The sequence below is a fragment of the Spirulina major PCC 6313 genome (assembly GCF_001890765.1).
Taxonomy (GTDB): domain Bacteria; phylum Cyanobacteriota; class Cyanobacteriia; order Cyanobacteriales; family Spirulinaceae; genus Spirulina; species Spirulina major.
The window spans coordinates 158625-172049 of record NZ_KV878783.1 but is presented as its reverse complement, the minus strand read 5'-3'; the positions used below and the strand labels follow the sequence as shown (position 1 = coordinate 172049).

Below are 13425 nucleotides of genomic sequence, written 5' to 3'. Positions count from 1 at the left end.
TAATCTAACCAAACTCGCCCGTGACACCATTTGACCCCCAAAAAACCTAGTTTTAGGCCTTTGGAAATATCACCTGATCAGGCATTCCATGCTGTAAAGGTGTGAGAAAATCAATCAACATCGGTTATCTACCTTCCCCACGGCCCACCATGGACAGCATCGAATTGCAATCAAGCCACGTTGAATATCGGCCCCTCACACTTCAAGACAAATCTACTTATTTCCCAACTATTCTGACCTTAGTTCATGCAGAATCCCAGCAACCTCAGTCACTCCTGAAGTGTTGGTCACCTTCGTTTTATGAACAGTTCTGGACATCTGACGGATCTATTTTAGGCGCGTTGATCGGTGAAACCTTAGTTGGTTTTGCCTTGCTTGGGTTTTCGGCACTCATCCCTGCGATCTGGGTGTCTTATTTGGACGATCTTGGGATTCGGCGAGAACAGTGTGGGGCCTGTCGCTCCATCATCATTGCAGCATCCTATCGGAGAAACGCCATTGGTTCAGCGTTATTTCAATTCCACATGGGTTATGCGCAAGCGCAAGGTTTAAAGCACCTTTTTGGGACTGCCCATCCGGACAACACAGGATCGTTACGGCTGTTTCAGAACGGTGGTTTCTCCCTCGTGGGTCAGATCGATGCCCATGAGTCTATGGGGCCACGAATCTTGCTCCATAAGTCCCTGTGAGTTGTGAGCAAAGGTTGATCAAATGGGGGTGTATTCATGATTCATCAATGAATACACCCCCATGCTGTGCTGTTTAAGGATTTTGAGCGTTGCTGTGTTTGAGGCTATTTTGTTGAAACAACGGGAAGCGTCGCGGGGGGGTTGACGACGGCGGTTTCGCGCATGGTGTTGGCGAGGGTTTGCTCGATCGCAGCTTCGGGGGTGCGAGCCATCCAATAGAGGGCGATCGCTGGAATAACACCCGTTACCATGCCCAACAACACCGGAACCACAAACCCAGCCCCAAGGCTCATCACCGTGGAGAATGCCAGGTTACTGAGATACACCACGAGGGGGAAAACCAGTTGCTGGCGTGAAAGGGCGAGGGGTTGCTTGGGCCACAGCAGGGTAGCGACGGACATGAAGACTATGCCGGTTCCCATCCAGCCCACAAAGTTTTGATAGGGCATGCCAAAGAACGCGCCGGGTTGTTCCCAAATCCAGAAGGGAACATTGGTTTGACTCATGGCGGGATCTAGAACGAAATCCCAGGAGGTGAGGAGGAGCGCACCGAGGGCGATCGCGATCGGCAACCGCAGCCATGCCGACCACTGAAAGCGAGATTCTAACCCCACACGGGCTAAGAGATAGGCTGAAATGCCGAGGTAGAACCACGACAGAGGAATGGTAAAGGGAACCAAGCCCGCCACTTTATACCCCAGGCCACTCAGGTAGCGGTAATGGCCAAAGGGAAAGCCGGTGCTCGTGCCGAGGAGTTCACTCCCCAAGGACAGAAACACCGCTGGCAGCATAAACGTCAGACCTTGACGGGTTCCGATTGTCCGGAAGACATAGATGGCAACGGCTGCGGTTCCCAACAGCATGTATGCGACACCCCCGCCCGCCATTGACCATTGAAAAACGGTTTTCCCTATTTCAGGAAGATTCGCAATCAGTTCGGCATTCGGCAAGACGAGCAGCAGTCCTGCCAGGCCAAACACCATCGATAGAATATGACCGGCGAGCAAAGAACGCTCTGCAATAGCAAGCTGTTTCATCCAATTCAGACCTCTAGAACCTTAGTGTAGTTGTGTTGCGGGCTTACGGATGTTTCCCGCCCGCTGTTTTGTACAGTAAACGCGAAAGGGTGCGCGTTGAACTGTGTAGGGTTTAACTTATTTTTAATGAATAGTTTACATCTCTACACATTTAACTTCCACCTTTTGCGGGATGAAGTTTGGAAAGATGACGAAAATGGGTCGTTTGAGGGCTGAATCGGGCTTAAAATCAGGAATTTTGGCTGGGTTGAGGGGACGAAATGGGATGGAATCGGGTTATTCGGCTCGCTTCAGTTCGGTGAGATACCAGTAAAGGAGGGCGATCGCACCACAGAGGATAAACATCACCGGCCCCCAGGAAAAGGTGAAGAAAAAATTCTCCAGGGCATCTCGGCCTTGGGAGGCAACCGGAACCGGGCCCAGGCCATCGCGAACAATCCAAGCCAATGTCCCAACACCCAAACCCCACACCATTAACAGTAAGTAGAGGAATGCTAATATTCGCTGCACCCAAGCGACTCGGCGCATTTTCATGCTGAATTTCCCCTCAACTCGCTGCATTTGAAAACCCGTTTTATTGTATCGGCTTCTGGGTTAATCCTCGTGATTTTACGGAGTTTGTTGAGATTTTGGGGCGCGAATGGAGGGATCGTTAGGCTGTCGCCGCATCCCGTTCGAGCCAGAGGGTCACGGGGCCGTCGTTGTGGATCTCCACCTGCATCATCGCGCCAAACTGGCCGGTGGCGACGGTGATACCTTCAGCGCGGAGGAGTTCAACGAAGCGATCGTACAGGATTTCAGCCTGCTCCGGACGGGCTGACCCACTAAAAGACGGCCGCCGCCCTTTGCGCCCATCACCGTACAGCGTAAATTGACTGATCACCAACAATTCACCGCCGATCTCCTGGACGGATTGGGCCCAGGCTTGCCCGTCTGGGCTGGGAAAGATGCGGAGGTTGAGGCATTTACGAATGTAAAGCGTAAAGCCCCCGTTTTCCAAACGGGGGATATAAGCGAAGGGCTGAATTTATTCAGCCGTGATACCGAGGTATCATAGCAACCATGAAAACGCTCAAGTTCAAGCTCTACCAGCATAAGCGGAATAGATACCTCAAGCGGACAATCAATGCCGCAGGGCGTATCTACAACCATTGTGTTGCCCTCCACAAGCGGTACTATCGCATCTGGGGCAAGCACTTGAACTGCGCCCGACTGCAAAAACACATCGCCAAGCTTTAAAAACGGAACCCCTGGTGGGTGCAAGTGGGTTTCTCAAGCCGTACAAGATATCTGCCAACGAATTGAGAAAGCGTATCAACTGTTCTTCAAACACAAAGATAGAAGCGTTCGACCGCCCAACTTCAAGAAAACCCGAAAATAACAAATCCTTCACCCTCAAGCAAGCTGGGTACAAATTCCTCGGTGGCAACCGGGTCAGGATTGGGAACAAAGTCTATCAATATTGGCACTCTCGCCCCATTGAGGGCAAGGTCAAGACCGTGACGATTAAAGCGAACTCCCTTGGGAGAACTGTTCATGATTGTCACGGTAGATACCCTGTCAGAACCCCAAGTCAAAACCGAGACAGGTAACATTGCTGGTTTTGATTTTGGACTCAAGACGTTTCTGACCTGTTCTGAGGGATTCAATATTGATGCACCCTTGTTCTTCAAGCAGTCACTCAATGCAGTTCGCAAAGCAAGTCGAGAGTTGTCCCGTAAGCAAAAGGGTTCAGCGAATCGAGAACGTGCCCGATTGAACTTAGCCCGCAAGCATGAAGATATTGCCCATCGACGGCGGGACTGGTTTTGGAAGTTAGCCCATCAACTGACGAATCAGTTTGATATGCTGTGTTTTGAAACCTTAAACCTCAATGCGATGCAGCGGCTTTGGGGGCGTAAGGTGAGTGATTTGGCGTTTCGGGAGTTTCTGCAAATCCTGGAGTGGGTGGCGACGAAGAAGGGGAAGCGGGTGGTCTATGTTGACCGCTGGTTCCCTTCGAGCAAGACCTGTTCAAGTTGTGGTCATATTTTGGAGCATCTGGATTTAGAGACTCGCCATTGGAGGTGTCCCAGTTGCTCGGCAGAGAATGACCGGGATGAGAATGCGGCGATGAATATTAAAGTGGCTGGGGCTTCAGCCATTGGGTTAGGTGATGTCAGACAGGCGTTGCCTGCTATTGCTGTTTGATCCCAGAATCCCCCGTTTTCTAAACGGGGGAGTAAGTCAAGCACCATCCAGGCTACTTCGGTTTCGGTGTCGGTGGGAGCAATGCCCACAAGCAGCGTCAGACCACGACCAATGCGGCCCACTTCTTGGCCGGCGATCGCAACGGCTGAGGCTGTGACTCGTTGCACTAAAACACGCATTAGGCTCCGTTCCGGGCTGTAGTGCGGGCATCTTGCCCGCTACGGGCTAGATCCTGCGACTCGCTAAAGTATAACCCTCTGACCTGCGCGGAACTGCGAAGCAATCCGGGAAAGAGGGCGATCGCTTTAGCGCAATTGAGCCGGGTTGAGCACATCGGCGCGATGGCAGGCGGCCACATGATCGGGGCCCATGGGTTCGAGGTGGGGGGTGGTGGTGGTGCAGGCTTCGACACCGTGGGGACAGCGGCCGTAGAGGCGACAGACCTGGGGGTCGGGGTCGATGGGGCTGCGGGGTTCGCCTTGGAGTTGGAGGGGTTGGGGCGGTGTGCCGGGGTCGGGGATGGCGGCGATCAGGGCTTGGGTGTAGGGGTGGCGGGGGTTGTCAAAAATAGCATCTGTGGGGCCCATTTCGATGATTTGCCCCAAATACATGACAATGATGCGATCGCACAGCAGCCGCACCACATTCAAATCATGGGACACAAAGAGATAACTCATCCCTAGCCGTGCTTGGAGATCCTGCAACAGATGCAAAATCACCGCCTGCACCGAGACATCTAGGGCGGAGGTGGGTTCATCGAGGATTAATAGTTTGGGATGGAGGGCGATCGCTCGCGCAATGCCCACCCGCGCTTTTTGGCCGCCGGACAGTTGATGGGGAAATCGGGACAGCAGGGCGGCGGGGAGTCCCACAAGTTCGGCTAATTCCTCAACGCGGGCATTGAGCAGGGGCGAGGGTTGAAACCCGCCCAACTGTTTGAGGGGGGCGGCAATACTATCAAAGGCGGTATGGCGAGGATTGAGGCTGTCGTGGGGGTCTTGAAACACCAGTTGTAATTGCGATCGCAAGGGATGCCGGGCAAATTTCGGAGCTGCGATCGCGCCAATCTCGCGCCCCTCAAAGCGAATCTCGCCGCTCGTCGGGTCAAGCAGGCGGGTCAACAACCGCACCAGCGTCGATTTACCGCAACCCGATTCCCCCACCAGGCCGACACTTTCCCCGGCTTGCACAGTAAACGACACATCATCCACCGCATGGAGGAGGCGGGGGGCTGCGTCACGGTTGAGGAAGGAACGGCGGGCCGTGGGGAAATATTTGCGCAATTGGTGAACCGTGAGGAGGGGAGGCGGGTCAAGGCTGATCATGATTCAACTCCAGAAGGTAAGGGATGCCAGCAGGCAACGGTGTGATCAGGGGCGATCGCTTGGCGGTTTAACGGGGCGCGATCGCAGTCGGGAATGGCGCGATCGCACCGCGACCGGAAGCGACAGGGCGGCAATGTGCCCCGTAAATCCGGGAGATGGCCCGCGATCGGGGTCAGTTCGGCGAGGCTTTTGTGGGGGTCAGGGGTGGCGGCGAGGAGTTTGGCGGTGTAAGGGTGGCGGGGTTGAGTCAAGATCGTGCGGGTGGGGGCGGTTTCGACAATATGCCCAGCGTGCATGACGAGGATGCGATCGCAATATTGCGCCGCCAAATCCAAATCATGGGTAATCAAAATCGTCCCCATCTGCCCCTCGCGCCCCAAGTCACGGATCAACTCCATCACCGCCGCCTGGGTGGTCACATCCAGCCCCGTCGTCGGCTCATCGGCGATCAACACCTTGGGCTTCCCCGCCAACGCCAGGGCAATCATCACCCGCTGACACATCCCCCCCGACAATTCGTAGGGATAGGCGTTAATTCGTTGGTTGGGGTCCGGAATCCGCACCTGGGTCAACAGTTCCAAGGCTCGCGCTTGGCATTGGGCTTTACTGAGGCCACCATGGGCGATCAACACATCCCGCAACTGTTGGCCAATCCGGCGGATCGGATTCAGGGCCACACGGGGATTTTGGAAAATCATCGCGATTCCTGTGCCGCGTTTGGCCCGCAGTTGCGATCGCGGCATGGTGAGTAAATTTTCGCCGTTAAATGCGATCGTTCCCGACGTAATCCGGGCCGCCGCATCCAAAATCCCCAAAATCGCCAAGGACAGCACCGATTTCCCCGACCCACTTTCCCCCACCAAACCCACGGTTTCCCCCGCCGCCACGGCAAAACTCACCTGATCTAATGCCTGCACAATTCCGGAGCGCGTCCGAAATTCCACCGCTAAATTTTCAATCGTTAATAATTGCGTTTTTGGAATCGTTGCTACAGTCATTGTTCAAAAACTCACAACTTTTGGTTAATAGTTGAATCTGTAGGGTGAGCATTACCCACTATTTCTATAACTCACCGTTTTAAAGCTTTAACCGTCTAGAATTACTATAGCGAATTGCGAAAAGATGAGAACGCTACTTCCTCCTTTTTAAGGGGGATTGAGGGGGATCTTTGTACCGCAATTTTATGAAAACCGCTTAGCATTCTCCAATAAATATTAAACCTGTTTGATTGAGACGCATAATCATGATTTACGGGGAATGGTGGGCATTGCCCACCTACGTTTTAGGTGCGTTTACGAGGATCAACCAAATCGCGCAAGCCATCACCGAGGAGGTTAAAACAAAGCACCGCGATCATCAACATCAAGCCGGGAAACATTGCCAGCCACCATTCTCCCGAAATAATATAGGTCGCTCCTTCGGCTACCATAATTCCCCATTCTGGCGTTGGGGGTTGCACCCCTAAACCAATGAAAGATAGACCCGCCGCATTGAGAATCGCCCAGCCCATATTGAGGGAAATATGCACCATCATCACGGGTAAGGCATTGGGGAAAAGATAGCGCAACATAATTTGTATATCGGTATTGCCGGATAATTTGGCGGCTTCAATATAACCCGCTGTTTTAATCACCAACACCTCCGAACGAATCACCCGCGCATAGAGGGGGAGATTAATAATCGCCGTGGCATAAATAATATTTTCGACAGAATTTCCCAGGGCGGCCATAATCCCCATCGCTAGGACAAACAACGGAAACGCCATAATTGTGTCGATCACACGGCCTGCGATCGCATCCACCCAGCCGCCCCAATATCCCGCCAAAATTCCCAACGCACTCCCCGCCGCAAAGGATGCCGCCACCGCCGCGATCGCAATCCCCAAATCTAACCGCGTCGCCACTAAAACCCGGCTCAAAATATCGCGCCCCAGGGCATCAGTGCCAAACCAATGGGCCGCCGAGGGGGGATTGAGGGCCATACTGGCATTACTGGCGAGGGGATCATAGGGTGCGATCGCATCACCGAAAATTGCCAACAACACGAACCCCAAAAACAGGAGAAACGCCCCAAACGTAATCGCATTTTCTCCAATCACATAGCGGGTATGGCGTAATGAAAGTGTCATGTTTCTACTCTTCCTCAGCTATAAAATTAGTCGCTCAACGTTCTCAAACTTTGCAACGGGCAAGGGGCTTAAACCCCTTGTTAATGTGGTGAATAATCATCACTAATCATCACTGACCTGCTCGCGGATCAATCATGCCGTAGATAATATCAATGCTTAAATTCAGCACGATATAAAGCAACGCCATCGTCAAGACAAAACCTTGGACAGCAGCATAGTCTGAGGAAATCAACGCCTCCACTGCATAGGAACCAATCCCCGGCCAGGCGAACACTTTTTCGACTAAAACATTCGACCCCAATAGAAACGAAAATACCACCCCCATTGTGGTTAAAATCGAGAGCAACGCATTGCGAAACGCATAGCTCCACAGAATTTTCAGCGGGGCTAATCCATGGCTGCGGGCGGTGCGAATGTAGTCGCTACTGAGTACCGCTAACATGGAGGCTCGTGTCACCCGTGCGACGGGGGCAAGGGCGAAAATTCCGAGGGTAATGGCAGGCATGACTAATTGGCGAAATGCCTGAATAAATACTTCAAAATCTCCCGTCACGAGGCTATCAATTAAGAATAAGCCAGTAATTCGATCCGGGGGAGAGGTGAGGAGATCTAAACGTCCCGTGGGGGCGGGGGCAATGTTAAGACGATAGTAGAAGACATAGAGTAAAAATAGCCCGGTGAAAAAGGTGGGCAACGATACACCCGCTGTCATTAAAAAGCGAATCAGGTGATCCCATTTGGAGTTGGGATAAAGGGCGGCAACGATACCGAGGGGAAGCGCGATCGCAAGGGCAAAGATTAAGGCAGCGATCGTTAATTCCAGAGAAGCTGGGAGGCGCGTGGTGAGGTCATATAAAACCGTTTGCCCCGTGGTGATCGACTCGCCAAAATCGCCTTTGAGCAGGTCTTGGATGTAGCGCAAAAACTGGACGGGCAGGCTTTGATCAAGGCCCAGACTGGCACGAACTTGATCGATCGCTTCTTGGGTGGCGGAAGGCCCGGCGAAAAATACGGCTGGATCACCCGGTAGGGCGCGGGTCAAAATAAACGTCACCACCACAACCCCGATAATGCTTGGAATCGCAGCTAGTAAGCGTTGAATAATAAAGCGCAGTTTAGACTGTTGGGCCATGATCTTCTCAGGAAATGGGAAACAAGCACGAATCATGCAACTCTCAAAATGAGTCATTTTTCGAGCAGATATTGCCCATTAATGATCGGGTTGTGCGATCGCTAATCTGTCACGATGAATGACTGAGGTATCTACTCTTTGATGGTGGGATAGTGCTTTCTCAATCCATAGGCTATATCCTGAATCCCCTCGCCCTCTTGGGGAGAGGGGTTTGGGGTGAGGGCTACGAATTATTGACTCACTTTAAGCCTTCATGAGTTGGCGGAAATCCAGTTGACGGTGGAACCAATATTGATAGCCTTCGACATTGGTTTGCATGGCTACGGATAGGGTGGGTTGAACAATCGGAATCCGGGGCATTTCTTCCCAGGCTAAGGTGATGAAATCTTTCACTGCTTGTTCATATTCTGCGTCCCCTGGTTCGGATTCTAAGGCTGTTTCAATCAGCGCATCCATCTCAGGATTTTTATAGGAGCTACCGTTAAAGGTGGCATCTTGACCATGGTAGGCATAGAAGAAGAAATAGTCGGGGAAATTCAACCAACCGCCAAAGTTATTGACGATCATCGGGCGAGTTTTCTCGGTTAACACGCTGCGGAAATTGGCGGTGGGGACTTTTTCAAGGGTGACGGTGATGCCAAGTTCCGCGAGGGATTCTTGGACGAGAACACAGAGGGGTTCGGCCCATTCTTGAGTGCCGAGGTCGAAGGCGAGGGTGGTGCTAAAGCCGTCGGGGTAGCTGGATTCCGCGAGGAGGGTTTTGGCTTGCTCCAGGTCGGTGCTGTAGGGGCTGGGCTGGGGCCAAGCGGTGTCTGTCACCGTTTCAGATTCTGCACCATAGAGGGGAATGGCTTGGCCGTAGAAGGCGGTTTGCATGATTTCCTCGTAGGGGATGGCGTAGGCGATCGCTTGCCGCACCTTCACATCACCAAAGGGATTCGGTTCACCGCCTAACTCTGGATTGCTGTGCATATCGATGGAATAGACACAGTTTTCAATGGGGGTTGAGACGATGGTGAAATCACCGGTGGCGGTGAGTTCTTCGGTGTCTTTTTCGGACACCTCAAAGTTAATATCAATATCGCCTCGTTCTAACAAGGCCCGACGATTGCCCGATTCTGGCACATCTAAAACAATCACTTCTGCGATCGCCGGTAAGGGTCCCGATTTCCAATCTTCAAACCGTTCTAACGTGAGCCGCTCGCCCGGTTCAAAACTAGCAATTTGATAGGCTCCACCGCCCGCGTCGTTATTATTCACCCACTCCGCGCCCCAGGGGTCTTCGTCGGTGAGATGTTGCTTAACGAGTTCGGAATTGAGAATGACCGGGATGGGGACGGCCAAGTCAATCATGGTCAATTTATCCGGGCGCAGGAAGTCGATTTTAAAGGTTTGATCATCAACGACGCTGAATTGTTCGGGGTTTTCTAAGGCTCCGGCTTTCATTTGAAAGGTGGGAAATCCGCCGATGCTCACAGCACGATCAAAGGACCACTTCACATCATTGGCGGTGACGGGGGTTCCGTCGTGAAACACCGCATCAGAACGGAGGGTGAAGGTGACGGACATCCCGTCTTCGGCGATGTCCCAGGATTCGGCGAGTTCTGGCTGGAGGTCGGTGTAGTCGTAGGAGAGCGTGCCGTCGTCGAGGGTTTTGGTTCCAAACGTCATGAGGCGATCGTAAATACTCCAGGAAATCCCGTAGGCGGGGCGGTTGGTGCCGGGACGATGGAGGTCGAGACTGTTGGGAAAGCCTCCCCCTTGGACGATGGTTAAGACTATCTTGTCGCCATCCTCGGTGCTGGAGTCCGAGGGAGTGTCGGCGCTATCGGTGGTGTTTGGGGTGCAACCTTTGAGGGTGGCAGCCAGGGAAAGTCCGAGGGAAAATGCAGTGCCGGTCTTGAGTAAATCGCGTCGTTTCATTGTGGATTATTGATCAATGAATTGTTAAAATGGCTACAATTTTTAGACTTTTATGGTTCGCAACCACAAACTATTGGTTGGTAGATTACCAAAAAGACGTAAAGTATTTTGGGTAATCTTGGTAAAGATTTCGGGTAGATCTCCCCTTGATGATGTCCGAAAGGATGTGAGAGTTTCTCAAAGATAAACAATTTACGTCGCTGCAATGCGTTAAATTTTTGACATCTGGGTTTGAATGTTCTGCATTTAAACGAAATGTCCTCAGACCTCTCCTTGGTTCAGCAATGGTTGAGGTCGCTGTATTCATTAACTGTGCTCGAATCAGTTTCTAAGCATGAATCAACATGGTCATTGGCTCAAGCTCTTGGCGGCCCGTGTGATGGGTTCCAATCGATTGAAAATGGGTCAACGCTCTCCCCTGATTGTGGCGGAGTCGGGGGGGATGGTGCGCCGATCGCGCCCTTGGTTGTTGCTGGTGATTGGGGTGGTGGGGGTGGCGGTGTCGGGGGGCGCGGGTTGGTGGGTGGGGCGTTGGGAGCGATCGCTGCGTCAGCTAGAGTTTGAGCGTCAGACGCTGAATTTAACCATTGCCCTCGCCGGCCGTTTAAATCAATACACGGAAACATTGCTGGCTTTGAGTGATTTCTATGCCGCCTCGGGCCCGGAGGTGACGGCGATGGAGTTTAGCCAGTTTGTGCAGCGCGTCACGACTTCCTACCCTGGGATTCAGGCGTTGGAGTGGGCCCCGCAGGTGTTGGAGCGCGATCGCACCGCCTACGAGGGCGAGTTACAAGCCCAACGATTAGGGGCAAGGCAGATCACGGAACAAAACGGGGCGGGGCAACTGATTCCGGCGGGTCAACGGCCGGAATATTTTCCGGTCACCTATATTGAACCCTGGCCGGGGAATGAGGTGGCCTTGGGGTTTGATTTGCTCTCCGATCGGGTGCGATCGCAAGCCCTCCAACAATCCCGCCGCACGGGCAGACTCACCGCCACCGCCCCGATTCGTCTCGTCCAAGAGCCTGAAAATCAATGGGGGTTTCTGGTTTTTTTGCCAGTGCCGCAGGAGCCGGGCGGGGTCTTGCTCGGCGTGTTTCAGGTCAATGATCTCGTTGAAGAAGCCTGGCGATCGTTGCAGATCCCCATTGATGTGGTGATTCGCGATCGCACCGCTGCCACCCCTCCCCAGCCGCTTGGCTTCTATCACGCCGAAACCCAACAGTTCAACAGCACCCCCAGCCTCCCGCCCCGACCGGAATCCGCCTACCTCTGCCCCCAACCATGTACCCAACCCCTCGCCGTTGGCCAGCGTCAATGGCAACTACATTTTTTCCCCGCCCCCACCTACCCATTCACCACACCCTGGGCGATGGGAGCCACTTTCATCATTGGGCTATTGTTAACCGCGATCGTCGGGTTATTGGGGTGGCATTGGGACACACAACTCAAGCAAACCCGCGCCATGGGTGAGGCCAAACTCAAGTTTTTTGCCATGACCTCCCATGAATTTCGCAATCCCCTCAGTACGATTTTGATTTCCAGTCAATTTCTAATCACCCATGCCCCGGAATTATCCGACCGGAAACGGCTCAGTATTTATCAACGGATTCAGTCCGTGGCCCGCTACATGAGCCAAATTCTCGAAGATATTTTAATGCTCTCACGGGCTGAAGCGGGGCATTTAGTCTTTCATCCAAAAATTGTTGAGTTAAATTCATTTTGCCAGGCCATTCTAGACGAAGTGGATCATAATTTTGATCATGAAAATTGTATCTTTTACCATAATTATTATCCCTATGATCACGTGTTTATTGATCCAAAGTTGGTGAAATGGATTTTGATGAATTTACTCAGTAATGCGATTAAATATTCCCCCGCTGACCCCGTGATTAGTCTGGTGATTACCGGCCATTCGGAAGAATTACAAATTGTGGTGCAAGACCAAGGGGTTGGCATGAGTGAAGCGGAACAAACGCAGGTGTTTGAGCCGTTTTATCGCGGCAGCAATGCAGAGATGATCCTCGGTACGGGGCTGGGGTTGGCGGTGGTGAAAACCTGTGTGGATCTCCATCAAGGGGCGATCGCTCTTGACAGTGTGCCGAATCAAGGCACGATCGTGCGGATCATGTTGCCCTTGGCGGCTTAGGGGGGGGTGGAGTTGAGGCGATAGCCCACGCCGTGGACGGTTTGGAGCCAATCGCGGGGCGCACCGGCGGCCCGGAGTTTTTGGCGTAGGCTTTTAATATGGACTTTGATCGTGGCATCACTGGGATAGTCGGTCACCGACCAAAGACTATTGCGGAGGCGATCGCGATTCACCACCTGGGGGCGGTGGCGCAGGAGGAGGTCGAGGATGGCGAATTCTTTTGGGGTGAGGTGAATCGGGCGATCGCGGTAATGCACCTCGTAGGTCTGCGGATTTAAACTCACTGCCCCCCAGGCTAAACTCGGCGGCAACGGTGCAAGACCCCGCCGCAACAAGGCCCGTAACTGCGCCTGCACTTCCTGCACCGCGAAGGGCTTCACCATGTACACATCCGCCCCCGCATCCAGTCCCAAAATTTTATCCTCGGTGGTGTCTCGTGCCGTCAGCATCATGATCGGGAATTGGTAGCCGGAAGCCCGGAGACGGCGACAAAGGCTCAGGCCATCAAGTTTGGGTAAGGTCAAGTCCAGCAGGAGCAGGTCATATTGGCTGGACTGCACCGAATACCAAGCCTGTTCACCATCGTTGACCACATCGATGCAGTAGCGTTGGGTGGCGAGAACTTCCACCAGGGAGGCGGCGAGTTGTTGATCGTCTTCTGCAAGTAGGAGGTGCATGGTTGTGTGGGGATCGGGATAGTGTGCTGCGATCGCGCCTGGATCACCGTTGCACAGTGGCTTCAGTCACGCCGATCGGGTTAGACTTCCCCACCTTTCAGGATCTCAACAATCCCATGGGGATCGGAAACATCAGCCTGAGTTCAGAGTACGCGGGTAAAATGCCTCACATTGT

12 protein-coding genes and 2 pseudogenes are annotated in these 13425 nt (G+C 53.0%); 4 read left to right on the top strand and 10 right to left on the bottom strand.

What is annotated here, in order from left to right; translation table 11 throughout:
* The first annotated feature begins 149 nt into the window (after positions 1-149).
* A complete protein-coding gene (locus SPI6313_RS01010; protein ID WP_072619318.1) occupies positions 150-689 on the top strand; it encodes a GNAT family N-acetyltransferase in 540 nt (179 codons plus the stop codon).
* 104 nt (positions 690-793) lie between these two features.
* Here the strand turns inward: SPI6313_RS01010 and cruF are convergent, their stop codons facing one another.
* The 3 genes from cruF to dtd form a co-directional block, all read right to left on the bottom strand.
* Positions 794-1726: a gamma-carotene 1'-hydroxylase CruF gene (cruF, locus tag SPI6313_RS01005; RefSeq protein ID WP_072619317.1), complete on the bottom strand. Its 933-nt coding sequence runs from the start codon at positions 1724-1726 to the stop codon at positions 794-796.
* A gap of 276 nt (positions 1727-2002) precedes the next feature.
* Positions 2003-2260 (bottom strand): hypothetical protein, encoded by a 258-nt coding sequence (locus SPI6313_RS01000; RefSeq protein ID WP_139276422.1) that lies wholly within the window; start codon positions 2258-2260, stop codon positions 2003-2005.
* A 118-nt stretch (positions 2261-2378) separates the two neighbouring features.
* Positions 2379-2726 (bottom strand): D-aminoacyl-tRNA deacylase, encoded by a 348-nt coding sequence (gene dtd / locus SPI6313_RS00995; protein WP_281248333.1) that lies wholly within the window; start codon positions 2724-2726, stop codon positions 2379-2381.
* A gap of 62 nt (positions 2727-2788) precedes the next feature.
* On the opposite strand from dtd, the gene SPI6313_RS23845 reads away from it, so the two are divergent.
* Together SPI6313_RS23845 and SPI6313_RS23835 are read left to right on the top strand one after the other, a co-directional pair.
* On the top strand, positions 2789-2965 hold the full coding sequence (locus SPI6313_RS23845; RefSeq protein WP_217650458.1) for a hypothetical protein: 177 nt from the start codon (positions 2789-2791) through the stop codon (positions 2963-2965).
* Positions 2966-2983: 18 nt separating this feature from the next.
* A pseudogene (locus tag SPI6313_RS23835) lies at positions 2984-3916 on the top strand (RNA-guided endonuclease InsQ/TnpB family protein).
* A 47-nt stretch (positions 3917-3963) separates the two neighbouring features.
* Here the strand turns inward: SPI6313_RS23835 and SPI6313_RS24630 are convergent.
* From SPI6313_RS24630 to SPI6313_RS00960, 6 genes and pseudogenes are all read right to left on the bottom strand, one after another.
* Positions 3964-4095 (bottom strand): annotated as a pseudogene (locus SPI6313_RS24630) (D-aminoacyl-tRNA deacylase); the annotation flags it as partial.
* A gap of 126 nt (positions 4096-4221) precedes the next feature.
* Complete coding sequence (locus SPI6313_RS00980; RefSeq protein ID WP_072619314.1) at positions 4222-5241, bottom strand: oligopeptide/dipeptide ABC transporter ATP-binding protein; 1020 nt, start codon at positions 5239-5241, stop codon at positions 4222-4224.
* Positions 5238-6239, bottom strand: a complete 1002-nt coding sequence (locus SPI6313_RS00975) for an ABC transporter ATP-binding protein (RefSeq protein WP_072619313.1) — start codon at positions 6237-6239, stop codon at positions 5238-5240. The genes SPI6313_RS00980 and SPI6313_RS00975 overlap by 4 nt, the downstream gene beginning before the upstream one ends.
* 284 nt (positions 6240-6523) lie before the next feature.
* Positions 6524-7369 carry an ABC transporter permease gene (locus SPI6313_RS00970; RefSeq protein ID WP_072619312.1) on the bottom strand — a complete coding sequence of 282 codons (846 nt, stop codon included), beginning with the start codon at positions 7367-7369 and terminating at the stop codon, positions 6524-6526.
* Positions 7370-7478: 109 nt separating this feature from the next.
* Positions 7479-8501: an ABC transporter permease gene (locus SPI6313_RS00965; protein WP_072619311.1), complete on the bottom strand. Its 1023-nt coding sequence runs from the start codon at positions 8499-8501 to the stop codon at positions 7479-7481.
* Between the two features lie 243 nt (positions 8502-8744).
* Positions 8745-10424, bottom strand: a complete 1680-nt coding sequence (locus SPI6313_RS00960; RefSeq protein ID WP_072619310.1) for an ABC transporter substrate-binding protein — start codon at positions 10422-10424, stop codon at positions 8745-8747.
* Positions 10425-10758: 334 nt separating this feature from the next.
* Between SPI6313_RS00960 and SPI6313_RS00955 the strand changes: the two genes are divergently transcribed.
* Entirely contained in the window at positions 10759-12573 is a 1815-nt protein-coding gene (locus SPI6313_RS00955; protein ID WP_084668829.1) for a CHASE domain-containing sensor histidine kinase, read from the top strand.
* On the opposite strand, the gene SPI6313_RS00950 is transcribed toward SPI6313_RS00955, so the two are convergent.
* Positions 12570-13250: a response regulator gene (locus SPI6313_RS00950; protein WP_072619309.1), complete on the bottom strand. Its 681-nt coding sequence runs from the start codon at positions 13248-13250 to the stop codon at positions 12570-12572. The two genes, SPI6313_RS00955 and SPI6313_RS00950, sit on opposite strands and share 4 nt — an antisense overlap.
* Positions 13251-13425 lie beyond the last annotated feature (175 nt).